General features: G+C 57.4%; 21 protein-coding genes and 2 tRNA genes. 21 read left to right on the top strand and 2 right to left on the bottom strand.

Annotation, left to right across the window (positions count from 1 at the left end; genetic code table 11):
* Positions 1–87 precede the first annotated feature (87 nt).
* Complete coding sequence (gene fur / locus JBO08_RS23775) at positions 88–492, top strand: ferric iron uptake transcriptional regulator (RefSeq protein WP_003194220.1); 405 nt, start codon at positions 88–90, stop codon at positions 490–492.
* An 86-nt stretch (positions 493–578) separates the two neighbouring features.
* Here fur and recN read toward each other — a convergent pair whose 3' ends face one another.
* Complete coding sequence (gene recN / locus JBO08_RS23770) at positions 579–2,252, bottom strand: DNA repair protein RecN (protein ID WP_065875297.1); 1,674 nt, start codon at positions 2,250–2,252, stop codon at positions 579–581.
* A 254-nt stretch (positions 2,253–2,506) separates the two neighbouring features.
* Here recN and grpE point away from each other — a divergent pair, with 254 nt between their 5' ends.
* The 8 genes from grpE to JBO08_RS23730 all read left to right on the top strand — a co-directional run bounded on the left by grpE (position 2,507) and on the right by JBO08_RS23730 (position 12,972).
* The gene (grpE, locus tag JBO08_RS23765) at positions 2,507–3,067 is read left to right on the top strand and encodes a nucleotide exchange factor GrpE (protein ID WP_049711480.1); all 561 of its coding nucleotides are present in this window, start codon (positions 2,507–2,509) and stop codon (positions 3,065–3,067) included.
* A gap of 102 nt (positions 3,068–3,169) precedes the next feature.
* On the top strand, positions 3,170–5,086 hold the full coding sequence (gene dnaK / locus JBO08_RS23760) for a molecular chaperone DnaK (RefSeq protein ID WP_065881650.1): 1,917 nt from the start codon (positions 3,170–3,172) through the stop codon (positions 5,084–5,086).
* Positions 5,087–5,403: 317 nt separating this feature from the next.
* Positions 5,404–6,528, top strand: a complete 1,125-nt coding sequence (dnaJ, locus tag JBO08_RS23755) for a molecular chaperone DnaJ (protein WP_049711482.1) — start codon at positions 5,404–5,406, stop codon at positions 6,526–6,528.
* 10 nt (positions 6,529–6,538) lie between these two features.
* On the top strand, positions 6,539–7,345 hold the full coding sequence (gene dapB, locus JBO08_RS23750) for a 4-hydroxy-tetrahydrodipicolinate reductase (protein WP_065875295.1): 807 nt from the start codon (positions 6,539–6,541) through the stop codon (positions 7,343–7,345).
* A 257-nt stretch (positions 7,346–7,602) separates the two neighbouring features.
* Entirely contained in the window at positions 7,603–8,739 is a 1,137-nt protein-coding gene (carA, locus tag JBO08_RS23745; RefSeq protein WP_065881648.1) for a glutamine-hydrolyzing carbamoyl-phosphate synthase small subunit, read from the top strand.
* Positions 8,740–8,844: 105 nt separating this feature from the next.
* The gene (gene carB / locus JBO08_RS23740) at positions 8,845–12,066 is read left to right on the top strand and encodes a carbamoyl-phosphate synthase large subunit (protein WP_045060049.1); all 3,222 of its coding nucleotides are present in this window, start codon (positions 8,845–8,847) and stop codon (positions 12,064–12,066) included.
* The gene (gene greA / locus JBO08_RS23735) at positions 12,063–12,539 is read left to right on the top strand and encodes a transcription elongation factor GreA (RefSeq protein ID WP_049711485.1); all 477 of its coding nucleotides are present in this window, start codon (positions 12,063–12,065) and stop codon (positions 12,537–12,539) included. The genes carB and greA overlap by 4 nt, the downstream gene beginning before the upstream one ends.
* Before the next feature lie 28 nt (positions 12,540–12,567).
* Complete coding sequence (locus JBO08_RS23730) at positions 12,568–12,972, top strand: MFS transporter (RefSeq protein WP_065875293.1); 405 nt, start codon at positions 12,568–12,570, stop codon at positions 12,970–12,972.
* 10 nt (positions 12,973–12,982) lie between these two features.
* On the opposite strand, the gene JBO08_RS23725 is transcribed toward JBO08_RS23730, so the two are convergent.
* A complete protein-coding gene (locus tag JBO08_RS23725) occupies positions 12,983–13,291 on the bottom strand; it encodes a YhbY family RNA-binding protein (RefSeq protein ID WP_049711487.1) in 309 nt (102 codons plus the stop codon).
* A gap of 105 nt (positions 13,292–13,396) precedes the next feature.
* On the opposite strand from JBO08_RS23725, the gene rlmE reads away from it, so the two are divergent.
* The 12 genes from rlmE to rbfA all read left to right on the top strand — a co-directional run bounded on the left by rlmE (position 13,397) and on the right by rbfA (position 25,083).
* Entirely contained in the window at positions 13,397–14,047 is a 651-nt protein-coding gene (gene rlmE, locus JBO08_RS23720) for a 23S rRNA (uridine(2552)-2'-O)-methyltransferase RlmE (RefSeq protein WP_032862906.1), read from the top strand.
* A gap of 200 nt (positions 14,048–14,247) precedes the next feature.
* Positions 14,248–16,158, top strand: a complete 1,911-nt coding sequence (ftsH, locus tag JBO08_RS23715; protein ID WP_065875292.1) for an ATP-dependent zinc metalloprotease FtsH — start codon at positions 14,248–14,250, stop codon at positions 16,156–16,158.
* An 8-nt stretch (positions 16,159–16,166) separates the two neighbouring features.
* Positions 16,167–17,018 carry a dihydropteroate synthase gene (gene folP, locus JBO08_RS23710; RefSeq protein ID WP_065875291.1) on the top strand — a complete coding sequence of 284 codons (852 nt, stop codon included), beginning with the start codon at positions 16,167–16,169 and terminating at the stop codon, positions 17,016–17,018.
* Between the two features lie 16 nt (positions 17,019–17,034).
* Complete coding sequence (gene glmM / locus JBO08_RS23705) at positions 17,035–18,372, top strand: phosphoglucosamine mutase (protein WP_065875290.1); 1,338 nt, start codon at positions 17,035–17,037, stop codon at positions 18,370–18,372.
* 66 nt (positions 18,373–18,438) lie between these two features.
* Entirely contained in the window at positions 18,439–19,194 is a 756-nt protein-coding gene (gene tpiA / locus JBO08_RS23700) for a triose-phosphate isomerase (RefSeq protein WP_003194193.1), read from the top strand.
* 4 nt (positions 19,195–19,198) lie between these two features.
* Positions 19,199–19,582 (top strand): preprotein translocase subunit SecG, encoded by a 384-nt coding sequence (gene secG, locus JBO08_RS23695; RefSeq protein ID WP_083207073.1) that lies wholly within the window; start codon positions 19,199–19,201, stop codon positions 19,580–19,582.
* 21 nt (positions 19,583–19,603) lie between these two features.
* Positions 19,604–19,689: transfer RNA gene (locus JBO08_RS23690), tRNA-Leu, on the top strand.
* A gap of 96 nt (positions 19,690–19,785) precedes the next feature.
* Positions 19,786–19,862: transfer RNA gene (locus tag JBO08_RS23685), tRNA-Met, on the top strand.
* A 140-nt stretch (positions 19,863–20,002) separates the two neighbouring features.
* A complete protein-coding gene (gene rimP, locus JBO08_RS23680; protein ID WP_049713475.1) occupies positions 20,003–20,461 on the top strand; it encodes a ribosome maturation factor RimP in 459 nt (152 codons plus the stop codon).
* A 47-nt stretch (positions 20,462–20,508) separates the two neighbouring features.
* Entirely contained in the window at positions 20,509–21,990 is a 1,482-nt protein-coding gene (nusA, locus tag JBO08_RS23675; RefSeq protein WP_049711491.1) for a transcription termination factor NusA, read from the top strand.
* Between the two features lie 27 nt (positions 21,991–22,017).
* Positions 22,018–24,528, top strand: a complete 2,511-nt coding sequence (gene infB, locus JBO08_RS23670; RefSeq protein ID WP_065881646.1) for a translation initiation factor IF-2 — start codon at positions 22,018–22,020, stop codon at positions 24,526–24,528.
* Positions 24,529–24,687: 159 nt separating this feature from the next.
* Positions 24,688–25,083: a 30S ribosome-binding factor RbfA gene (gene rbfA / locus JBO08_RS23665; RefSeq protein WP_065875288.1), complete on the top strand. Its 396-nt coding sequence runs from the start codon at positions 24,688–24,690 to the stop codon at positions 25,081–25,083.

Here is a 25,083-nt window from a genome sequence, read left to right as displayed (position 1 = left end):
TTCCACTATCTTGGCTGGGACAACGTAAACGCCGATCATACCCGTATTAAGAGAAGCTGCGAAGCAGCATCCGCGAGAAAGCTAACCATGGTTGAAAATAGCGAACTACGCAAAGCCGGTCTTAAAGTGACTCTGCCACGAGTCAAGATTCTACAAATGCTCGATTCTGCTGAGCAGCGCCACATGAGTGCCGAGGATGTCTACAAGGCACTGATGGAGTCTAACGAGGACGTTGGCCTGGCCACGGTTTACCGTGTGCTGACCCAGTTTGAAGCCGCAGGGCTGGTGGTTCGTCATAATTTCGACGGCGGTCATGCAGTGTTCGAATTGGCTGACGGTGGTCATCACGACCACATGGTTGACCTGGATACCAATGAGGTTATCGAGTTCACCAGCCCTGAGATCGAGGCCCTGCAGCATAAGATTGCTGAGGAGCATGGATTCGATTTGGTTGACCATAATCTGGTCCTGTACATCCGTAAGAAAAAGTAACAAGCGCTGCAGATTGACGCTGCAAAACGATCGAAGGCGACCTCAGGGTCGCCTTCGTGCTTTCTATAATGGAGAAAATTGTCTGCTTAGGCCTTAGTCGCCACGACCATCTTCTTCGCGTGCGCCAAAGACTCCTTGGTCAAATCGATACCACCGAGCATGCGCGCGACTTCTTCCACGCGCTCCGACTTATTCAGCTTGGACACTGCTGTGTGTGTTGCATCACTGCCGCGTACCTTATGCACAAACAAATGCTGGTGCCCTTGGGCCGCGACTTGCGGCAAGTGAGTGACCGTTAGCACTTGGCCTCGATCCCCCAGGCGCCGCAACAACTGGCCAACAATTTCCGCCGTCGGCCCGCCAATGCCCACATCGACTTCATCGAATACCAGGGTTGGCACCCGAGAGGTTTGCGCGGTAATTACCTGAATCGCCAGGCTGATCCGCGACAGCTCGCCACCAGATGCCACTTTTGCCAGTGCTTTGAGCGGCTGTCCAGGGTTGGCGCTGACCAGTAGTTCCACCTGTTCCAGGCCGTGGGGCTGCAGTTCGTTGCTGGCGTTGGTGCGCAATTCAATAGTGAAGCGTCCGCCGGGCATACCCAGGCGCTGGATTTCCAACTCCACTGCGCTGGCCAGGCCAGTGGCTGCTTGTTGGCGCAGGTCGCTCAGTTCGCGCGCTTTCTCTTGGTAATGACGGGCGAAAGAAGCGAGCTCGTCACCCAGGCGCTCGATAGATTCATCGTTGGCGTTCAGGGTCTCGATTTCATCCAGTAGCTTCTGCTGCATCGTCGCTACTTCGGTGGGCTGGATTCGATGTTTGCGCGCCAGGGTATAAATGGTGTCCAGGCGTTCTTCTATTTCCTGCAGGCGTGCCGGGTCGGCATCGAAATGATCCAGGAAACGGTTCAGTTCGCCTACCGCTTCTTCTACTTGAATCTGTGCACTGGTGAGCAGGGTAGTGGCCTCACTCAGCGACCCGGACGCGTTGTTCACGCTCGACAAGCGATTGAGGCTGGCAGTCAGTGCATTGAGCACATTGCCGGAATCGCTCTCGCTACATTGTTCCACCACCTGCCGGCAGATACCCAGCAGGGTTTCTGCGTTGGTGAGGTTCTTATGTTCTTGCTCAAGCTGCTCTAGTTCGTTCTCGCCCAGGCCCAGGCTTTCCAGCTCTTCGAGTTGGTAACTGAGCAACTGATGACGAGCGCGTTGTTCATCGCCGGAATTGGAGAGCCGCTCCAGCTCTTGGCGAGTCTGGCGCCAGCGTTGAGCGGCAAGTTGCACCTGGCGGGCAAGGTCTGTCGCGCCAGCGTATTCGTCGAGCAGGCGGCGATGGGTGTCGGTTTTCAGCAGGGACTGGTGTTCGTGTTGGCTGTGGATATCTATCAGCAACTCGCCCAGGGCTTTCAAGTCGCCCAACGGGCAAGGTGTGCCGTTGATATAGCCACGTGAACGGCCTTCCGCCGTGATGACCCGGCGCAGGATGCACGGACCTTCATTATTAAGGTCGCGCTCGGCCAGCCAGGCTTCCGCCTCGGGTATGTCTGCCAGGTCGAAGGTGGCAAGGATGTCGGCCTTGTCCGCACCGGGGCGAACCACGCCGCTGTCGGCGCGATCACCCAGGGTAAGGCCCAGGGCGTCTAGCATGATCGACTTGCCGGCGCCGGTTTCGCCTGTGATTACGCTCATCCCGCGATCCAATTCGAGATCCAGGTGTTCAACGATGGCGTAGTTATGTACGGACAGGTGCACGAGCATGTTGGCCGCTCCCAGGCTTTAGGTCTGGTTATTTATACAGTGTTTTGTTTGGCGCTGACAATCCTGACGCTTAGCTCGATTTGCTTGAGTCAGCGTCTTTTTAAGCGCTGCCAGGAATTAGTGAGCAGGAATTGATGAAGGTCAGTCGAAAGACTTTTGGTAACGCCTTCGCCCTTGAACCTGGAAATTGTGACCCCATATACCGGAACAGAAGCGCGAGTTGAGTTCGCGCATGATTTTGAAAGGAGAAAACTATGGCTGACGAACAGACGCAGGATACGCAAACTCCAGACGCCAATTCGGCTGTCGGCGATGAGCTGGCAACTCGCGTGCAAGTGCTCGAAGAGCAATTGGCTGCTGCGCAGGACCAGTCTTTGCGTGTTGCCGCCGATCTGCAGAACGTCCGCCGCCGTGCCGAGCAGGATGTAGAAAAGGCTCACAAATTCGCACTGGAGAAGTTCGCCAGTGATTTGCTGCCGATCATTGACAGCCTGGAGCGTGGCCTTGAGTTGTCCAACCCGGACGACGAAAACATCCGCCCGATGCGCGAAGGGATCGAGCTGACCCTGAAAATGTTCCAGGACACCCTGAAGCGTTATCAGTTGGAAGCCATCGATCCAATGGGCGGTGAACCGTTCAACGCTGAACATCACCAAGCCATGGCCATGCAGGAAAGCCATGACCTGGAGCCTAATAGCGTGTTGAAAGTGTTCCAGAAGGGATATCAGCTCAACGGTCGCTTGCTGCGCCCGGCGATGGTTGTGGTGAGCAAGGCGCCTGCACCGGTTTCGCCTTCTATTGATGAGCAGGCTTGAAATACGCCGTAAGGCCCCCATCTATAAGTCAAGCGTTTAAGTGCTACCGCAGTTAGCCACCACTGCTGCGGCAACCAAATTCAAGTTTCGGGAGAGTAAATCATGGGCAAAATTATCGGTATCGACCTGGGGACCACCAACTCCTGTGTCTCCGTCATGGAAAACGGCAAAGCTAAAGTTATCGAAAACGCCGAAGGCGCGCGTACTACGCCGTCGATCATTGCTTATGCAAATGATGGCGAGATCCTGGTTGGTCAGTCGGCCAAGCGCCAGGCTGTGACCAACCCGCACAACACGCTGTACGCGGTGAAGCGTCTGATCGGTCGTAAGTTCGACGAAGAAGTCGTACAGAAAGACATCAAGATGGTGCCTTACAAAATCGCCAAGGCTGACAACGGTGACGCCTGGGTTGAAGTAAATGGCAACAAGATGTCTGCACCGCAGATCTCGGCTGAAGTCTTGAAAAAGATGAAAAAGACTGCCGAAGATTACCTCGGTGAAGCAGTGACTGAGGCGGTGATCACCGTTCCGGCCTACTTCAACGACAGCCAGCGTCAGGCGACCAAAGACGCCGGCCGCATCGCGGGCCTGGACGTAAAACGCATCATCAACGAACCTACCGCAGCGGCTCTCGCTTACGGTATGGACAAGGCCAAAGGCGATCACACCGTGATCGTTTATGACCTGGGTGGCGGTACTTTTGACGTTTCGGTCATCGAGATCGCTGAAGTTGACGGCGAGCACCAGTTTGAAGTGTTGGCCACCAATGGTGACACTTTCCTGGGCGGTGAAGACTTCGATATTCGTCTGATCGACTACCTCGTTGACGAATTCAAGAAAGAAAGCGGCATGAACCTCAAGGGTGACCCGCTGGCCATGCAGCGCCTGAAAGAAGCTGCTGAGAAGGCCAAGATCGAGCTGTCCTCGAGCATGTCGACTGACGTGAACCTGCCGTACATCACTGCAGATGCCACCGGTCCTAAGCACTTGAACGTGAAGATCTCTCGCGCCAAGTTGGAAGCACTGGTTGAAGACCTGGTTCAGCGCACCATCGAACCTTGCCGCATCGCCTTGAAAGATGCTGGTATCGACGTTGGCTCCATCAACGACGTGATCCTGGTCGGTGGCCAGACCCGTATGCCGTTGGTGCAGCAGAAAGTTACTGAGTTCTTCGGTAAAGAAGCACGTAAAGACGTGAACCCGGACGAAGCAGTTGCCATGGGTGCTGCTATCCAAGGCGCGGTATTGGCCGGTGACGTGAAAGACGTGCTGCTGCTGGACGTCAGCCCGCTGACCCTGGGTATCGAAACCATGGGCGGCGTGATGACCGCGCTGATCGAGAAAAACACCACGATTCCTACCAAGAAATCCCAAGTGTTCTCGACTGCCGACGACAATCAAGGTGCTGTGACCATTCACGTGCTGCAAGGTGAGCGTAAGCAAGCGGCTCAGAACAAGTCCCTGGGCAAGTTCGACCTGGCTGAGATTCCACCAGCACCCCGTGGCGTGCCACAGATCGAAGTGACCTTCGACATCGATGCCAACGGTATCCTGCACGTTGGCGCGAAAGACAAGGCGACCGGCAAAGAGCAGAAGATCACCATCAAGGCCAACTCCGGTCTGTCTGATGAAGAAATTCAACAGATGATTCGTGATGCTGAAGCCAACGCTGATGCGGATGCCAAGTTTGCTGAACTGGCTGGTGCACGCAACCAAGGTGATGCACTGGTTCACTCGACACGCAAAATGGTCGCTGATGCTGGCGATAAAGTGACGGCTGAAGAGAAGGCCGCAATCGAAGCTGCCGTAGTTGCCCTGGAAGCCGCCGTTAAAGGCGACGACAAGGCTGCTATCGAAGCCAAGATCGAAGAGCTGTCCAAAGTCTCCGCGCCAGTGGCTCAGAAAATGTATGCCGAACAAGGTCAGCCAGCTGACGGTGCAGCGCAACAGGCAGAGCCTGAAGCCAAGCACGACGATGTTGTCGATGCCGAGTTTGAAGAAGTTAAAGACCAGAAGTAACTTGGTCGCCCGGTTGACCGCTTTTAAGCGGTGACTGGTAGGATGTCGCCGCGCGGGAGCTTGCTCCCGCGTTGGCGTGTCTGGGGTAGGCGAATTTTTACAGCATGCGACAGCGTTCGGATGCTGGCGGTGTGATCGGGAATGCTCCTGCTTTCCGAGCAATAACTACCGCATTTTTGGCCGGGTCCCTGGCTAAAAGTAGTAATGACCAGGATCGTTGAATTGACGTGAGTTGGGTCCGGGCCTGTATTGGGGCTCAACGAGTTTGGCGGGGCTCAGGAGGGTCTGGCCGAACGTCCTTAAGAGTGCAAAGACTTATGGCAAAGCGTGACTATTACGAAGTGTTGGGTGTGGAGCGCGGCTCCAGCGAGGCGGACCTGAAGAAGGCCTACCGTCGCCTGGCGATGAAGCATCACCCGGACCGTAATCCGGATAGCAAAGAATCCGAAGAGATGTTCAAAGAGGCCAATGAGGCCTACGAATGCCTGTCTGACCCCAACAAGCGTGCGGCCTACGATCAGTATGGCCATGCCGGTGTCGACCCGAGCATGGGTGGCGGCGGTGCTGGTTTTGGCGGTCAGAACTTCTCCGACATTTTCGGCGATGTATTCAGCGACTTCTTCGGCGGTGGTCGGGGTGGTCAGCGTGGCGGCGCCCAGCGTGGCAGCGATTTGCGCTACACGCTGGAATTGAACCTGGAAGAAGCCGTGCGCGGCACCAGCGTCAATATTCGCGTGCCGACGCTGGTCAACTGCAAGCCGTGCGATGGTTCGGGTGCCAAGAAGGGCTCCTCGCCGATCACCTGCCCGACGTGTGGTGGTATCGGCCAGGTTCGTATGCAGCAGGGCTTCTTTTCGGTGCAGCAGACCTGCCCGCGCTGCCATGGCCAGGGCAAGATCATTTCTGATCCGTGCGATTCCTGCCACGGCGAAGGGCGTGTCGAAGAGTACAAGACACTGTCGGTAAAGGTGCCGGCTGGCGTGGATACCGGTGACCGCATTCGCCTGTCGGGCGAAGGCGAGGCGGGTGCTCAAGGCGGACCTACGGGCGACCTGTACGTGGTAATCAACGTGCGCGAGCACTCGATTTTCCAGCGCGACGGCAAGCACCTGTTCTGTGAAGTGCCGATCAGCTTTGTCGACGCAGCCTTGGGTGGCGAGCTGGAAATCCCGACGCTGGACGGTCGGGTCAAGCTCAAGATTCCTGAGGGCACGCAGACCGGCAAGCAGTTCCGTATTCGTGGCAAAGGCGTTGCGCCGGTGCGCGGTGGTGGAGCGGGCGACCTGATGTGTCGTGTGGCGGTTGAAACGCCGGTCAATCTGGGGCGTCGTCAGCGCGAATTGCTTGAAGAGTTCCGCAGCTCGCTGGAAGGCGATGACTCACACTCGCCGAAAACCACGGGCTTTTTCGATGGCGTGAAGCGCTTCTTCGGCGACCTGTAAGGAATTGAATATGCGACGTATAGCCGTAATGGGCGCTGCCGGGCGCATGGGCAAGACGCTGGTTGAAGCGGTGCAACAGCGCTCGCCGGCCTCCGGGCTGACCGCGGCGATTGTGCGCCCGGGCAGCACGTTGATCGGTGCGGATGCCGGTGAGTTGGCTTCTCTGGGGCGTATCGGTGTTTCGCTGTCCGGCCATTTGGAGCAGGTGGCTGATGAGTTCGACGTACTGATCGACTTTACGCTGCCGGACGTGATGCTGAAAAACCTGGCGTTCTGCCGCAAGGCGGGCAAGGCCATGGTGATTGGCACCACCGGTTTGACGGCTGAGCAGAAGCAGTTACTGGTGGAGGCGGGGAAGGATATTCCGGTCGTCTTCGCGGCGAACTTCAGTGTCGGTGTGAATCTGTCGCTCAAGTTGCTGGACCTGGCGGCGCGCGTGCTGGGTGATGAAGCGGATATCGAGATCATCGAGACCCATCACCGCCACAAGATCGACGCGCCTTCGGGTACTGCATTGCGCATGGGTGAAGCGATCGCCGATGCGCTGGGCCGAGACTTGTCGAAAGTGGCGGTGTACGGGCGTGAAGGCCACACCGGTGCGCGTGCGCGTGACACCATCGGCTTTGCGACTGTGCGCGGGGGCGACGTGGTCGGTGATCACACTGTGTTGTTCGCCACTGAAGGCGAGCGCCTGGAAATCACGCACAAGGCATCCAGTCGGATGACCTTTGCCAAGGGCGCGGTACGTGCTGCGCTGTGGTTGGAAGGGCGCGAGCCAGGTCTCTACGACATGCGCGATGTGCTGGATCTGCACTAATAGTCGCTAAAATAGGGCCTCAAGCTTATGCTTGGGCCCCGTTTTTACCCGCTAGGCGACGTGCTGTCGCATTCCCCTGCCTTTAAGGCTCATTAGCGGTGGACCAAAAAAGCCTTTTTCTGTAAGCTACAGCTTTAGTGTGTTCACTAAAAGCGCGCAGAATAATTCAGTGAATGAGCGGGGTGACGTGTCCATACGTCACTCCGCTTTTTTACACCTGCGATCGCCCTTTCAGGCTTTATTTACGGGAGGTCTTCTTGACTAAGCCAGCCATACTCGCCCTTGCTGATGGCAGCATTTTTCGCGGCGAAGCCATTGGAGCCGACGGTCAGACCGTTGGAGAGGTGGTGTTTAACACTGCCATGACCGGCTATCAGGAAATCCTTACCGATCCTTCCTACGCCCAACAGATCGTTACCCTGACCTATCCGCACGTCGGCAACACCGGTACTACACCGGAAGATGTCGAGTCTGATCGTGTCTGGTCGGCCGGTCTGGTGATTCGTGACCTGCCACTGGTTGCGAGCAACTGGCGTAACACGATGTCGCTGTCCGACTACCTGAAAGCCAACAACGTTGTGGCGATCGCTGGTATCGATACGCGCCGCCTGACACGCATCCTGCGTGAAAAAGGCTCGCAGAACGGCTGCATCATGGTCGGTGACAATATCTCCGAAGAGGCGGCGATTGCCGCAGCGCAAGGTTTCCCTGGCCTGAAAGGCATGGACCTGGCGAAAGTCGTCAGCGTTAAAGAGAAGTACGAGTGGCGCTCTACTGTCTGGGACTTGAAGACCGACAGTCACGCGACTATCGATGCCGCTGAGCTGCCATATCACGTTGTCGCCTATGATTACGGCGTCAAGTACAACATCCTGCGCATGTTGGTCGAGCGTGGTTGCCGCGTGACAGTGGTGCCGGCGCAAACTCCGGCCAGCGACGTATTGGCTCTGCAGCCAGACGGCGTGTTCTTGTCCAACGGCCCGGGTGACCCTGAGCCATGCGACTACGCCATCCAGGCCATCAAGGAAGTGCTGGAGACCGAAATTCCGGTGTTCGGCATCTGCCTCGGCCACCAGCTGCTGGCACTGGCCTCCGGCGCCAAGACCCTGAAAATGGGCCACGGCCACCACGGTGCCAACCACCCCGTTCAAGACCTGGACACTGGGGTCGTGATGATCACCAGCCAGAACCACGGCTTTGCGGTGGATGAAGCGACCTTGCCGGCTAATGTCCGCGCCATTCACAAGTCGCTGTTCGACGGTTCCCTGCAAGGCATCGAGCGCACCGACAAGAGCGCGTTCAGCTTCCAGGGCCACCCTGAAGCCAGCCCGGGCCCGAACGACGTAGCGCCGCTGTTCGACCGTTTCATCAATGAGATGGCCAAGCGACGCTGACTGAGCGGTCTGCGGGCGGCCCCTAACTCCGGCGGCCCCCGCAGCCTCTCTAAAGATTGTTCAAGACGGCTTGCCGACTGACCTGCGGATTTGAGTGACAAACCCATGCCAAAACGTACAGACATAAAAAGCATCCTGATTCTCGGCGCTGGCCCGATCGTGATCGGCCAGGCCTGCGAATTCGACTACTCCGGCGCCCAGGCCTGTAAAGCCCTGCGCGAGGAGGGCTACCGCGTCATCCTGGTGAACTCCAACCCGGCCACCATCATGACCGACCCGGACATGGCCGACGCCACCTACATCGAGCCGATCAAGTGGCAGACCGTTGCCAAGATCATCGAGAAGGAGCGTCCGGACGCGCTGCTGCCGACCATGGGCGGCCAGACTGCTCTGAACTGCGCACTGGACCTGGAGCGCGAAGGCGTCCTGGAAAAGTTCGGCGTAGAGATGATCGGCGCGAATGCCGACACCATCGACAAAGCAGAAGACCGTTCGCGCTTTGACAAGGCAATGAAATCCATCGGCTTGGACTGCCCGCGCTCGGGCATCGCCCACAGCATGGAAGAAGCTAACGCAGTGCTCGAGAAGCTGGGCTTTCCGTGCATCATCCGTCCGTCCTTCACCATGGGCGGCACTGGTGGCGGTATCGCTTACAACCGCGAAGAATTCGAAGAAATCTGCGCCCGTGGCCTGGACCTGTCGCCGACCAAAGAGCTGCTGATCGACGAATCCCTGATCGGTTGGAAAGAGTACGAGATGGAGGTTGTCCGCGATAAGAAGGACAACTGCATCATCGTCTGCTCCATTGAAAACTTTGACCCGATGGGCGTGCACACCGGTGACTCGATCACTGTTGCGCCGGCACAGACCCTGACGGACAAGGAATACCAGATCATGCGTAACGCCTCCTTGGCGGTATTGCGCGAGATCGGCGTGGAAACCGGTGGCTCCAACGTCCAGTTCGGCATCTGCCCGGACACGGGTCGCATGGTCGTCATCGAGATGAACCCGCGGGTATCCCGTTCCTCGGCGCTGGCCTCGAAAGCCACCGGTTTCCCGATCGCGCGTATCGCCGCCAAGCTGGCGATCGGCTACACCCTGGACGAGCTGCAGAACGAAATCACCGGTGGCGCTACCCCGGCTTCCTTCGAGCCGTCGATCGACTACGTCGTGACCAAGCTGCCACGCTTCGCCTTCGAGAAGTTCCCGAAAGCCGACGCGCGCCTGACCACTCAAATGAAGTCGGTGGGTGAAGTCATGGCCATCGGCCGGACTTTCCAGGAATCCCTGCAGAAAGCTCTGCGCGGCCTGGAAGTGGGCGTTTGCGGCCTGGACGAGAAGCTCGACCTGAGCAATCCAGAAAGCATGAGCATCCTCAAGCGCGAACTGACCGTGCCGGGCGCCGAGCGCATCTGGTATGTGGCTGACGCCTTCCGCGCCGGTCTGTCGGTCGAAGACATCTTCGGCATGAACATGATCGACCCGTGGTTCCTGGTGCAGATCGAAGATCTGATCAAAGAGGAAGAGAAGGTCAAGACCCTGGGTCTGGCCAGCATCGACCGCGACTTGATGTTCAAGCTCAAGCGCAAAGGCTTCTCCGACATGCGTCTGGCCAAGCTGCTGGGCGTAACCGAGAAAGCGCTGCGTCGTCACCGTCACAAGTTGGAGATCTTCCCGGTCTATAAGCGCGTTGATACCTGCGCAGCCGAGTTCGCCACCGACACCGCCTACATGTACTCGACTTACGAGGAAGAGTGCGAAGCCGCGCCTTCGGGCCGCGACAAGATCATGATCCTGGGCGGCGGTCCAAACCGTATCGGTCAGGGCATCGAGTTCGACTACTGCTGCGTACACGCGGCACTGGCCCTGCGCGAAGACGGTTACGAGACCATCATGGTCAACTGCAACCCGGAAACTGTTTCCACCGACTACGACACTTCCGATCGCTTGTACTTCGAACCAGTGACCTTGGAAGACGTGCTGGAAATCTGCCGGGTTGAGAAGCCTAAGGGTGTAATCGTCCAGTACGGCGGCCAGACCCCGCTGAAACTGGCGCGTGCCCTGGAAGAAGCCGGCGTGCCAATCATCGGCACCAGCCCGGACGCCATCGACCGTGCCGAAGACCGCGAGCGCTTCCAGCAAATGGTTGAGCGCCTGAACCTGCGTCAGCCGCCAAACGCCACCGTGCGCAGCGAAGACGAAGCCATTCGCGCAGCCAGCAAGATCGGCTACCCGCTGGTGGTGCGTCCGTCCTACGTGTTGGGCGGTCGTGCGATGGAAATTGTCTACGAAGAAGAAGAGCTCAAGCGCTACCTGCGTGATGCGGTGAAAGTGTCCAATGACAGCCCGGTGCTGCTCGACCACTTCCTCAACTGCGCCATCGAAATGGACGTGGACGCAGTCTGCGACGGCACTGACGTAGTGATCGGCGCGATCATGCAGCACATCGAACAGGCTGGCGTTCACTCCGGTGACTCCGCTTGCTCGCTGCCTCCGTACTCGCTGCCTGCGCACATCCAGGACGAGATGCGCGAACAGGTCAAGAAAATGGCCCTGGAACTGGGCGTGGTCGGCCTGATGAACGTACAGTTGGCGCTGCAAGGCGAAGACATCTACGTCATCGAAGTCAACCCGCGCGCTTCGCGTACCGTACCGTTTGTTTCCAAGTGCATCGGTGTGTCCCTGGCTATGATCGCTGCCCGCGTGATGGCCGGTAAGACCCTGAAGGAAATCGGCTTCACCAAGGAAATCATTCCGAACTTCTACAGCGTGAAAGAGGCGGTGTTCCCATTCGCCAAATTCCCTGGTGTGGACCCGATCCTGGGCCCAGAGATGAAGTCCACCGGTGAAGTGATGGGCGTGGGCGATACCTTCGGCGAGGCGTTTGCTAAAGCCCAAATGGGTGCCAGCGAAGTGCTGCCGACCGGCGGTACTGCGTTCATCAGCGTGCGCGATGACGATAAGCCGCTGGTTGCGGGCGTGGCCCGTGATTTGATCAACTTGGGCTTCGAAGTCGTGGCCACCGCCGGGACCGCCAAGCTGATCGAAGCTGCCGGCCTGAAAGTGCGTCGCGTGAACAAGGTGACGGAAGGCCGTCCGCACGTGGTCGACATGATCAAGAATGACGAAGTCACCCTGATCATCAACACCACCGAAGGTCGCCAGTCGATCGCGGACTCCTATTCCATTCGTCGTAACGCTTTGCAGCACAAGATCTACTGCACCACCACCATTGCTGCTGGCGAAGCCATCTGTGAAGCGCTCAAGTTCGGTCCGGAAAAGACCGTGCGTCGCTTGCAAGATCTACACGCAGGATTGAAGGCATGACCAAATACCCAATGACCGTCCAGGGCGCCAAGGCCCTGGAAGAGGAACACGCCCATCTGACCAAAGTCGTCCGCCCGAAGCTGAGCCAGGATATCGGCACCGCTCGCGAGCTGGGTGACTTGAAGGAAAATGCCGAATACCACGCTGCTCGCGAGCAGCAAGGTATGGTCGAGGCACGGATCCGTGACATCGAAGGCCGTATGCAGAATGCGGTAATCATCGACGTGACGACCATTCCACATACCGGCAAGGTGATTTTCGGCACCACCGTGGAAATCGCCAATGTCGAGACGGATGAGCGCGTTGTCTACCACATCGTGGGTGAAGACGAAGCTGACTTCAAACTCGGCAAGATCTCCGTTGGTTCTCCGCTCGCCCGCGCCTTGATTGCCAAGGAAGAGGGTGATGTGGTGGCTGTGAAAACGCCAAGCGGCGTGATCGAGTACGAGATTGTTGAAGTTCGTCACATCTGAAAGACGGCGCCCGCTCTATGCGGGCGCCATGCTTTGGCAGCTCTCCCAGATGCTTTGGGTAGGCGGCCTGTGGTTGTTGCACATCGGTGTGTTACCGGCGCTGGGCCTGATTGGCCTGGCACCGTTGCTGATCGATGAAATCGATGGATTGCTCAGTGCGTTGCTGGTGGGTTTCGCGGCGGCGTGCGTGACGCTCCAGGCGTTGGTGCTGGTCAAGGCCGAAGGCTTGGGGAGTTTGTGGCGGGATATTCGCGGGCAACTGCTGTTGATGGCGCTGTATGCGTGTGCAATGTATTGCATTGTGCATGTCTGGCTGCCGGAAGCGTTGCGCTGGCAGCTGTTCAGCTATCTCGTGCTAGGGTTCTCCGGCCTGGTGCTGGTTATACAGCCTGCACCAGGATGGAGTGGCGGGGCGCGCGAAGCACGCCCGTGACCCTTGTTGTTTACTTGAAGCGATGAACGTTCGACAGTTGCTTGTTGGCGCTGAAGTTCTTGCGATACAGCAGCGCCATCTTGCCGATGACCTGGACCAGGTCCGCTTTGCCCACCTTGCACAGTTCTGCAATGGCGGCCAGGCGCGCTTCGCGATCAAGGATGTTGACCTTGATCTTGATCAGTTCGTGATCGTTCAGTGCGCGTTCGAATTCGGCTAACACACCCTCAGTCAAACCGTTATCTGCCACAATCAAAACTGGTTTCAGATGGTGGCCAATGGATTTGTACTGTTTCTTCTGCTCTTGAGTGAGCGGCATAATCTGACCCCTGCGTCTGATCTTGTAAAAAGCGGCGGCCAGTTTACCCGAGCGAGTCCGGGACCGCCCAGTTAATCACGACCCGTTTTATTTTCGAGGTGGCCCGTGGCCCGTTCCAAAACCAGTCTTAAGTGGCTACAAGAACATTTCAACGATCCTTACGTCAAAAAGGCGCAAAAGGACGGCTACCGTTCCCGGGCCAGCTACAAGCTGTTGGAGATCCAGGACAAGGATAAGTTGATACGTCCCGGCATGAGCGTTATTGATCTGGGTGCAGCCCCTGGCGGGTGGTCCCAGGTGACCAGTCGTCTGATTGGTGGGCAGGGTCGCTTGATCGCTTCCGATATCCTGGAAATGGACAGTATCCCGGATGTGACCTTTGTTCATGGGGACTTCACCCAGGACGCCGTGCTCGCACAGATCCTTGAGGCTGTGGGAAATTCGCAGGTAGACCTTGTGATTTCCGACATGGCCCCCAATATGAGTGGATTACCGGCCGTTGATATGCCGCGCGCGATGTTCCTTTGTGAGCTCGCGCTGGATTTGGCGGGTCGGGTTCTGCGGCCTGGTGGTGATTTTCTGGTGAAGGTCTTCCAGGGCGAAGGTTTTGACGAGTACCACAAGAACATCCGCAAGTTGTTCGACAAGGTGCAAACGCGTAAGCCTGACTCTTCCCGCGACAGGTCGAGGGAGCAGTATTTGCTGTGCCGCGGCTTCCGCGGTGTTGAAGGTGCTGCGAGTGAAGAGCGTTTTTGAGAAATTCGAGGAGGGCGATAGGTTTTTTTATATCGCTTTCGTCACGAAGCTTTACGAATATTGTGTAGTCAAAGTTTCACAAAGGGTTACAGACGGCGCCTGCAAGAGTTGTAGGTAATGTAGTAAGTTAGGCCGGTGAATATCATGCGAAGCGCGCGCCAGTAGCGGAGCTTGCTTCAGAGGGTAGTTAATTGAACGATATGGCAAAGAATCTGATCCTGTGGTTGATCATCGCGGCTGTCCTTGTGACGGTGATGAACAACTTCTCCAGCCCTAACGAGCCGCAGACCCTCAACTATTCCGACTTCATCCAGCAAGTTAAGGATGGCAAGGTCGAGCGCGTAGCGGTTGATGGCTACGTGATTACCGGTAAGCGCGTCGATGGCGACAGCTTCAAGACCATTCGTCCGGCCATTCAGGACAACGGTCTGATCGGCGATCTGGTGGATAACAAGGTCGTTGTTGAGGGCAAGCAGCCTGAGCAGCAAAGCATCTGGACCCAACTTCTGGTGGCGAGCTTCCCGATTCTGGTGATCATCGCTGTGTTCATGTTCTTCATGCGCCAGATGCAAGGCGGTGCGGGAGGCAAGGGCGGGCCGATGAGCTTCGGCAAGAGCAAGGCGCGCCTGCTCTCCGAAGACCAGGTGAAAACCACCCTGGCTGACGTTGCCGGTTGCGACGAGGCCAAGGAGGAAGTGGGTGAGCTGGTCGAGTTCCTGCGCGATCCAGGCAAGTTCCAGCGCCTGGGTGGTCGTATTCCGCGCGGCGTGCTGATGGTCGGTCCTCCGGGTACTGGTAAAACCTTGCTGGCCAAGGCGATTGCCGGCGAAGCCAAGGTGCCGTTCTTCACTATTTCCGGTTCTGACTTCGTAGAGATGTTTGTTGGTGTCGGTGCAAGCCGTGTTCGCGACATGTTCGAACAAGCCAAGAAGCACGCGCCTTGCATCATCTTCATCGATGAAATCGACGCCGTTGGTCGCCATCGTGGTGCCGGCATGGGCGGTGGTCATGATGAGCGTGAGCAGACCCTCAACCAGTTGCTGGTTGAGATGGACGGCTTTGAAATGAATGACGGCATCATCGTCATCGCTGCAACCAACCGGCCTGACGTGCTGGACCCTGCGCTGCTGCGTCCTGGTCGTTTCGACCGTCAAGTCGTGGTCGGCTTGCCGGATATCCGTGGCCGCGAACAGATCCTGAAAGTACACATGCGCAAAGTGCCAATGGGTGATGATGTGGCTCCGGCCGTGATTGCCCGTGGTACTCCAGGTTTCTCCGGTGCTGACTTGGCTAACCTGGTCAACGAGGCTTCGCTGTTCGCTGCCCGTACCGGCAAGCGCATCGTTGAAATGAAAGAGTTCGAACTGGCGAAAGACAAGATCATGATGGGTGCCGAGCGCAAATCCATGGTCATGTCGGAAAAAGAGAAGCAGAACACTGCTTATCACGAAGCCGGTCACGCCATTGTCGGTCGCGTTGTGCCTGAGCACGACCCGGTCTACAAAGTGTCGATCATTCCTCGTGGTCGGGCGCTGGGTGTCACCATGTTCCTGCCGGAAGAGGATCGTTACAGCCTTTCCAAGCGCGCACTGATCAGCCAGATCTGCTCGCTGTACGGTGGCCGAATTGCTGAAGAGATGACGCTGGGCTTCGACGGTGTGACCACTGGCGCATCCAACGACATCATGCGTGCCAGCCAGATTGCACGGAACATGGTCACCAAGTGGGGCCTCTCTGAAAAACTCGGTCCTTTGATGTATGCCGAGGAAGAGGGCGAGGTATTCCTGGGGCGTGGCGGTGGTGGTCAAAGCGCCAGCTTCTCCGGTGAGACGGCTAAGCTGATCGACTCCGAGGTGCGCAGTATCATTGACCAATGCTACGGCACGGCCAAGCAGATCCTGACCGACAATCGCGACAAGCTGGATGCAATGGCTGATGCGCTGATGAAGTACGAGACCATTGATGCCGACCAGATTGACGACATCATGGCGGGTCGCGCACCGCGCGAGCCTCGCGATTGGGAAGGTGGTTCGGGTACTTCAGGCACTCCGCCTGTGGTTCAGAATGAGCGCCCTGAAACACCAATCGGCGGCCCGGCAGCTGACGTCTAAGGTTTGAAATGACTTCTGTTGTGTCCTCCACCCGGTTGCCTTGCGGCAGCCGGGTTCTTGATTTGGCCCATACACACGTTATGGGCATTCTTAATGTAACCCCCGACTCTTTTTCCGATGGTGGCCGCTTCAGCCAGCTTGATGCCGCGCTGCGTCACGCAGAGGCAATGGTGGCGGCAGGGGCAACCCTTATTGATGTCGGCGGTGAGTCTACTCGCCCCGGTGCTCGCGTAGTTTCTCCCCTGGAGGAGCTGGAGAGGGTGGCGCCCATCGTTGAGCGCATTTCCCGAGAGTTGGATGTGATCATCTCGGTTGATACGTCGACCCCTGCCGTGATGCGCGAGACTGCGCGCCTGGGCGCCGGGCTGATCAACGATGTACGCTCTCTTCAGCGAGATGGCGCATTGGATGCTGCCGCGGCTAGCGGTTTGCCGGTGTGTCTGATGCATATGCTGGGTGAGCCCGGCAATATGCAGGACAGTCCTCACTATGATGATCTTGTTGGTGAAGTGAGTGGTTTTCTCGCTGAGCGGATTGCTCAATGCGCTGCCGTAGGGATTGCGGCTGAAAAGATCATCCTCGATCCCGGCTTTGGCTTCGCTAAGACCCTGCAACACAATTTAAGCCTGTTCAAGCATATGGAATCCCTGCACGCACTTGGTCGGCCGCTGTTGGTCGGTGTTTCGCGCAAGAGCATGATCGGGCTGGCGCTGAATCGTCCGGTGGGCGAGCGGTTGTACGGTGGTCTTGCACTGGCAGCGCTCGCGATAACCAAGGGTGCACGCATCTTGCGCGTGCATGATGTCGCCCAGACCGTGGATGTGGTGCGTATGATTGCTGCGGTAGAATCAGCCGAATAAGAATGATGGAGCACTTATGACTAAAAAATACTTTGGCACCGACGGTATCCGTGGTCGGGTCGGCGAATTTCCAATTACCCCTGACTTCATGCTCAAGCTGGGTTGGGCGGCGGGTATGGCGTTCCGCAGTATGGGCGCGTGCCGCATCCTGGTCGGCAAGGACACCCGTATTTCGGGTTACATGTTTGAGTCCGCATTGGAAGCAGGTCTGTCCGCCGCGGGTGCCGATGTAATGCTGCTGGGGCCTATGCCGACGCCAGCGATCGCCTACCTGACGCGTACCTTTCACGCTGAAGCCGGTATCGTGATCAGTGCCTCGCACAACCCCCATGATGATAACGGCATCAAGTTCTTCTCGGGCCAGGGCACCAAGCTGCCGGACGAGATCGAGTTGATGATTGAAGAGCTGCTGGACGCGCCGATGACGGTGGTTGATTCCAGCAAGCTGGGCAAGGTGTCGCGAATCAACGACGCCTCTGGCCGCTATATCGAATTCTGCAAGAGCAGTGTGCCGAGCAGTACCAATTTCGCCGGCCTCAAAATTGTGGTCGACTGCGCTCATGGTGCTACCTACAAAGTAGCGCCCAGCGTATTCAAGGAATTGGGTGCGGACGTGACGGTTCTGTCGGCCCAGCCGAACGGCTTGAACATCAACGATAACTGCGGCTCTACTCATATGGGGCAGTTGCAGGCGGCCGTCCTTGCCGAGCATGCCGACTTGGGTATTGCCTTCGATGGTGATGGCGACCGCGTTCTGATGGTGGATCACACGGGTGCCATTGTTGATGGTGATGATCTGTTGTTCATCATTGCACGCGACCTGCATGAGCGTAACAAGCTGCAAGGCGGCGTTGTCGGCACACTGATGAGTAATTTGGGGCTTGAGCTGGCCTTGGCAGACCTGGGGATTCCATTCGTGCGCGCCAATGTCGGTGACCGCTATGTGATCGCCGAACTGCTTGAGCGTAATTGGCTGGTGGGGGGCGAGAATTCCGGGCACGTTGTCTGCTTCCAGCACACCACCACAGGCGATGCGATTATTGCTGCGCTGCAGGTGCTGCTGTCATTGCGTCGTCGCGAAGAGAGCCTCGCCCAGGCGCGTCAGGCGCTGCGTAAATGTCCGCAAGTGCTGCTCAATGTGCGTTTTGCCGGTGGCGAAAACCCGATCGATCACCCTGCTGTCAAGGAGGCGTGCGAGCGCGTGACTCTGGCGATGGCGGGGCGTGGCCGTGTGTTGTTGCGCAAGTCCGGCACAGAGCCTCTGGTGCGCGTCATGGTTGAAGGTGACGACGAAACACAGGTTCGCGGCCATGCCGAAGACCTGGCAAAACTGGTAACTGAAGTTTGCGCCTGAATTCGGCTTGCCAGTGATGATGTGGTTGGGTAACATCTGCGCCCACTTTGACCGACGAGGTACAGCATGCGTCGCACTATGGTAGCTGGTAACTGGAAGATGCACGGTACCCGCGCCAGTGTCGCTGAGCTGATCAACGGCCTTCGTCACCTGGCCTTGCCTAGCGGTGTTGATGTTGCGGTTTTTCCACCTTGCCTGCATATCAACCAAGTGGTTGATGGCTTGAAAGGTAAGTCGATTCAGGTCGGCGCGCAGAACTCTGCGGTGGAACCGATGCAAGGTGCGTTGACCGGTGAGATTTCGCCGAGTCAGTTGGTCGATGCGGGTTGTTCCTATGTGCTTGTTGGGCACTCCGAACGCCGTCAGATGATGGGCGAGCGTGATGGGACACTCAACCGCAAGTTCGCCGCAGCACAGGCTTGTGGCTTGATTCCAGTGTTGTGCATAGGGGAAACCCTGGAGCAGCGCGAATCGGGCAAGACTCTTGAAGTTGTCTCGCGTCAGCTGGGCAGCATCATCGAGGAGCTGGGTGTTGGTGCGTTTGCAAAAGCGGTAATTGCTTACGAGCCGGTCTGGGCCATTGGTACCGGGCTGACTGCTACACCGCAACAGGCGCAGGATGTGCACGCAGCCATCCGCGCGCAGTTGGCGGCAGAGAATTCTGAAGTCGCACAAGGTGTGCGTCTTCTATACGGCGGCAGCGTGAAGGCGGCCAATGCGGTCGAACTGTTCGGCATGCCGGATATCGATGGGGGGCTCATTGGTGGAGCTTCCCTGAATGCAGATGAGTTCGGTGCGATTTGTCGCGCCGCGGGAAACTGAAAAAATGCTGGAAACAGTCGTAGTCGTTTTTCATCTGTTGGCTGCCTTGGGCGTAGTTGCCCTGGTTTTGCTGCAACAGGGTAAAGGTGCAGATGCTGGTGCGTCTTTCGGTGCAGGTGCTTCAAATACTGTATTCGGAAGCCAAGGTACCTCTACCTTTCTTAGTAAGTTTACTGCTATACTTGCCGCCGGTTTCTTCATAACCAGCTTAGGGTTAGGTTACTTTGCTAAAGAGAAAGCTCATGTGCTGACTCAAGTAGGTTTGCCAAACCCAGCAGTGTTGGAAGTACCAAAAGCAAAACCGGCTTCTGATGATGTCCCGGTGCTTCAAGAGCAAAAGTCGGCTACTCCAGCGACTGACGTGCCTCCAGCTCAAGAGCAGAAGTAAGAAGGTTGTAAACGCTGTATTGCCGAGGTGGTGGAATTGGTAGACACGCAACCTTGAGGTGGTTGTGCCCATAGGGTGTAGGGGTTCGAGTCCCCTTCTCGGTACCAATTATCAGGAAAGCCCGCTGTTGCGGGCTTTCTTGTAGGTGGAAGGTTACATTGACCCTGTTGGGGATCAGTCGTATACTTCCGCCCCAGCTTTGTCGCGGGGTGGAGCAGTCTGGTAGCTCGTCGGGCTCATAACCCGAAGGTCGTCGGTTCAAATCCGGCCCCCGCAACCAGTTTTAGCGGAGCCCCTTTTAAGGGGCTTTTTGTTAGCTGGACACTTTCAACGCCGCTGTTCGACGGCGTTTCAAGGATGGGCGTTTCGCCCATTTTTTTATTTTGCACAGCATGCACATACATGCACGAGGGGGTTCAGGTGTCGAGCAAGCTAGAAGAGTTGCAGGCCTTGCTGGCCCCGGTGGTCGTGGCCCTAGGCTATGAATGCTGGGGTATTGAGTTTTCGGCTCAAGGTCGCCACTCAATGTTGCGCGTTTATATCGATAAAGAGGGCGGCGTGCTGGTGGACGATTGTGCCATTGTCAGCCGTCAGATCAGCGGTGTGCTGGATGTTGAAGATCCAATTGCCGTTGAATACACCCTCGAAGTTTCCTCGCCAGGCATGGAACGCCCACTGTTCACTATTGATCAGTTTGCAAAATTTGCCGGTGAACAAGTGAAGATCAAGCTGCGATCCCCATTCGAAGGGCGACGCAATTTTCAGGGCCTTCTGCGCGGTGTAGAAGAGCAGGACGTTGTGGTGCAAGTGGAAGACCATGAGTTCCTGTTGCCGATCGATATGATCGACAAGGCCAACATTATTCCCAGTTTTGGCTGAGACGCGGATCCCGCGGATCCAATGGCTTGCGAAAGGCGAGGCGTACGATGAGCAAAGAAGTACTGCTGGTTGTTGAGTCGGTATCCAATGAAAAGGGCGTACCGGCAAACGTGATTTTTGAAGCGCTGGAGCTGGCCCTGGCCACTGCTACCAAAAAGCGTTTTGAAGACGAAGTAGATCTGCGTGTGGAAATCAACCGCCACACCGGTGCCTATGAGACTTTCCGTCGCTGGACGGTCGTCGAAGAAGCCGATCTTGATGATCCGGCCATCGAAACCTGGCCGAGCAAGGTTGCCGAAACGCACCCTGGCGCCAATGTCGGTGATGTCGTAGAAGAAAAGATCGAATCGATCGAGTTCGGCCGTATTGCTGCACAGACCGCCAAGCAGGTCATCGTGCAGAAGGTTCGCGAAGCCGAGCGCGCTCAAGTTGTTGACGCTTATCGCGAGCGCCTGGGTGAAATCATCTCCGGTACCGTGAAGAAAGTCACCCGCGACAACGTGATCGTTGACCTGGGCAACAACGCTGAAGCGTTGCTGGCCCGTGAAGACATCATCTCTCGCGAAACCTTCCGTGTCGGCGTGCGTCTGCGTGCGCTGCTCAAGGAAATCCGCACCGAGAACCGCGGTCCTCAGTTGATCCTGTCGCGTACCGCGCCGGAAATGCTGATCGAGCTGTTCCGTATCGAGGTGCCGGAAATTGCCGAAGGCCTGATCGAAGTCATGGCTGCGTCCCGCGACCCGGGTTCGCGCGCCAAGATCGCGGTCCGTTCCAAGGACAAGCGTATTGATCCGCAAGGTGCTTGCATTGGTATGCGCGGTTCGCGCGTCCAGGCAGTGTCTGGCGAATTGGGCGGTGAGCGTGTGGATATCGTGCTGTGGGACGATAACCCGGCTCAGTTCGTGATCAACGCAATGTCGCCGGCTGAAGTGGCGGCAATTATCGTTGACGAGGATGCCCATGCAATGGACATCGCCGTCGGCGCAGACAACCTGGCTCAGGCCATTGGTCGTGGTGGTCAGAACGTGCGTCTGGCCAGCCAACTGACCGGTTGGACCCTGAATGTGATGACCGAATCGGACATCCAGGCTAAGCAGCAAGCAGAAACCGGTGACATCCTGCGCAACTTTATCGAAGAGCTCGAAGTCGATGAAGACCTGGCACAGGTGCTGGTAGATGAAGGCTTCACCAGCCTGGAAGAGATTGCCTACGTACCGTTGGAAGAAATGCTCAACATCGACGGCTTTGACGAAGACACCGTCAACGAGCTTCGCGCTCGGGCCAAGGATCGTTTGTTGACTAAAGCCATCGCTACTGAGGAAAAGCTGGCAGACGCCCATCCGGCCGAAGACCTGCTCTCGCTTGAGGGTATGGACAAGGATTTGGCGATGGAACTGGCGGTGCGCGGCGTAATTACCCGCGAAGACCTGGCCGAGCAGTCTATTGACGATCTGCTCGACATCGACGGCATTGACGAAGATCGTGCCGGCAAGTTGATCATGGCCGCCCGAGCCCATTGGTTCGAGTAACTAGGCGCGGCCTGAGGAGAGAAGTGCATGACGCAAGTCACGGTGAAACAACTGGCCGATGAGGTCAAAACACCGGTAGAGCGCCTGTTGCAGCAGATGCGTGAGGCAGGTCTGCCGCACACCGCCGCCGATGAAGGTGTGAGCGATAGTGAGAAGCAGTCTTTGCTGACTCACTTGAAGAGCAGCCACAAGGCGAAAGTGGAAGAACCGCGCAAGATTACATTGCAGCGCAAAACCACCAGCACACTGCGTGTTGCGGGTAGCAAGAGCATCAGCGTTGAAGTACGCAAGAAGAAAGTCTTCGTACAACGCAGCCCGGAAGAAATCGAAGCCGAGCGCAAACGCGATCTGGAAGAACGTCGCGCAGTAGAAAATGCTGCTCGTCAGAAGGCTGAAGAAGAAGCCAAGCGTCGCACCGAAGAAGAAGCGCGTCGCCAGCCTGCGACTACTGAAGCGGTCTCCGCGCCTAGCGCGCCAGTAGAAGCTGTGCGTGAAGCCGCTCCGGTTGCTGCGGCACCAGCACCTGCTGCTGATGCCCGCAAGCGCGAAGAGCCTCGCCGTCCGGACAAGCCACGTGCTGACGATAACAATCGTCGCGGCGGCGGCGGTGATGGCGAGCGCAAAAATGCTCCGCATCGTGCCTCGGTCAAAGAGAAAGCGCCTGCGCCACGCGTTGCCCCACGTACTACCGACGAGGAAAGCGATAGCTTCCGTCGTGGTGGTCGCGGCAAGGCCAAGCTGAAAAAACGCAACGCTCACGGTTTCCAGAGCCCAACCGGCCCTGTCGTGCGTGATGTGCAGATCGGCGAGACCATCTCTGTTGGCGATCTCGCCAATCAGATGTCGGTCAAGGCTGCTGAAATCATCAAGTTCATGTTCAAACTGGGCACCCCAGCGACCATCAACCAGGTGCTTGATCAGGAAACTGCTCAACTGGTAGCCGAAGAACTGGGCCACAAAGTGACCCTGGTCAGCGACACCGCCCTGGAAGATTCCCTGGCCGAGTCCCTGAAGTTTGAAGGTGAGACGTTCTCCCGTGCGCCAGTTGTGACCGTAATGGGCCACGTTGACCATGGTAAAACTTCCCTGCTCGACTATATCCGTCGTGCCAAGGTAGCTGCTGGCGAAGCCGGTGGTATCACCCAGCACATCGGTGCGTACCACGTTGAAACCGAACGCGGCATGGTCACTTTCCTCGACACCCCTGGTCACGCCGCGTTTACCGCAATGCGTGCCCGTGGTGCCAAGGCGACTGACATCGTGATCCTGGTAGTTGCAGCGGACGACGGCGTGATGCCGCAGACCATTGAAGCTGTCCAGCACGCCAAGGCTGCGGGTGTTCCACTGGTTGTTGCCGTGAACAAAATCGACAAGCCGGGCGCCGATCTCGATCGCATCCGTAGCGAACTGTCGGTTCACGGTGTGACTTCCGAAGAGTGGGGCGGTGATACGCCGTTCGTTTCGGTCTCGGCGAAAGTCGGTACCGGTGTAGACGAGCTGCTCGAAGCTGTTCTGCTGCAAGCTGAAGTACTCGAACTGAAAGCAACCCCATCGGCCCCAGGTCGCGGTGTTGTGGTTGAATCGCGTCTCGACAAAGGTCGTGGCCCGGTTGCAACTGTTCTGGTTCAAGACGGTACCCTGCGCCAAGGCGACATGGTGCTGGTCGGTTCGAACTATGGCCGTGTACGTGCCATGCTCGATGAGAACGGCAAGCCAATCAAAGAAGCCGGTCCTTCCATCCCTGTCGAGATCCTCGGCCTGGACGGTACTCCGGACGCTGGCGACGAGATGAGCGTGCTGTCGGACGAGAAGAAAGCCCGTGAAGTGGCTCTGTTCCGTCAAGGCAAGTTCCGCGAAGTCAAACTGGCTCGTGCTCACGCCGGCAAGCTGGAAAACATCTTCGAAAACATGGGCCAGGCAGAGAAGAAGACGCTCAACATCGTCCTCAAATCTGACGTCCGTGGCTCCCTCGAAGCGTTGAACGGCGCCTTGAACGGCCTGGGTAACGACGAAGTGCAAGTGCGCGTTGTCGGTGGCGGTGTTGGTGGTATCACCGAATCCGACGCCAACCTGGCACTGGCTTCCAACGCTGTACTGTTCGGTTTCAACGTGCGTGCCGATGCTGGCGCTCGCAAGATCGTCGAGCAGGAAGGCCTGGACATGCGTTACTACAACGTCATCTACGACATCATCGAAGACGTCAAGAAGGCGCTTACCGGCATGCTTGGCAGCGATGTCCGGGAGAACATCCTGGGTGTGGCCGAGGTGCGTGATGTGTTCCGCTCGCCGAAATTCGGCGCGATCGCCGGTTGCATGGTTATCGAAGGTGTTGTGCACCGTAACCGTCCAATCCGTGTACTGCGTGAAGACATCGTTATCTTTGAAGGCGAGCTGGAATCCCTGCGCCGCTTCAAGGATGACGCTTCCGAAGTGCGTGCCGGCATGGAATGCGGTATCGGCGTCAAGAGCTACAATGACGTTAAGCCTGGCGACAAGATCGAAGTTTACGAGAAGGTCCAGGTTGCTCGCAGCCTCTAACTCGCGCACTTCAGGAGCCACGCGGCGTGTGGGCATGCAAATGTCCCGCGCTGTGTCCGGACTCTAAACGCAACGCCCGGTCTGGCTTTTGTCAGGCCGGGCGTTTGCCGCTTTCAGACCCCACGGGTTTCACCGTGTGGCAGTAACAGGTAACAAGACATGGCAAAAGAATACAGCCGTACCCAGCGTATCGGCGATCAGATGCAGCGCGAGCTGGCCCAGCTGATCCGTCGCGAAGTCAAAGACCCTCGCGTTGGTCTGGTCACCATCACCGCCGTTGAAGTGAGCCGTGACGTGGGTCACGCCAAGATCTTCATCACTGTGATGGGGCAGGACAACAGCGAAGAAATCGCACAAAGCATCAAGGTGCTCAACTCGGCAGCGGGTTTCCTGCGCATGCAGTTGGCCCGTGAGATGAAGCTGCGCAGCGTTCCTCAGTTGCACTTCCACTACGACGAAAGTGTCGTGCGTGGTGCGCACCTGTCGGCTCTGATCGAGCGCGCCGTGGCTGAAGACAGCCAGCGCCCCTCCACACCTGAAGACGCCAAGGAGTAA

The organism is Pseudomonas sp. LAP_36, assembly GCF_019456785.1.
GTDB lineage: Bacteria > Pseudomonadota > Gammaproteobacteria > Pseudomonadales > Pseudomonadaceae > Aquipseudomonas > Aquipseudomonas tritici.
This window is presented reverse-complemented; position numbering and strand designations above follow the sequence as displayed.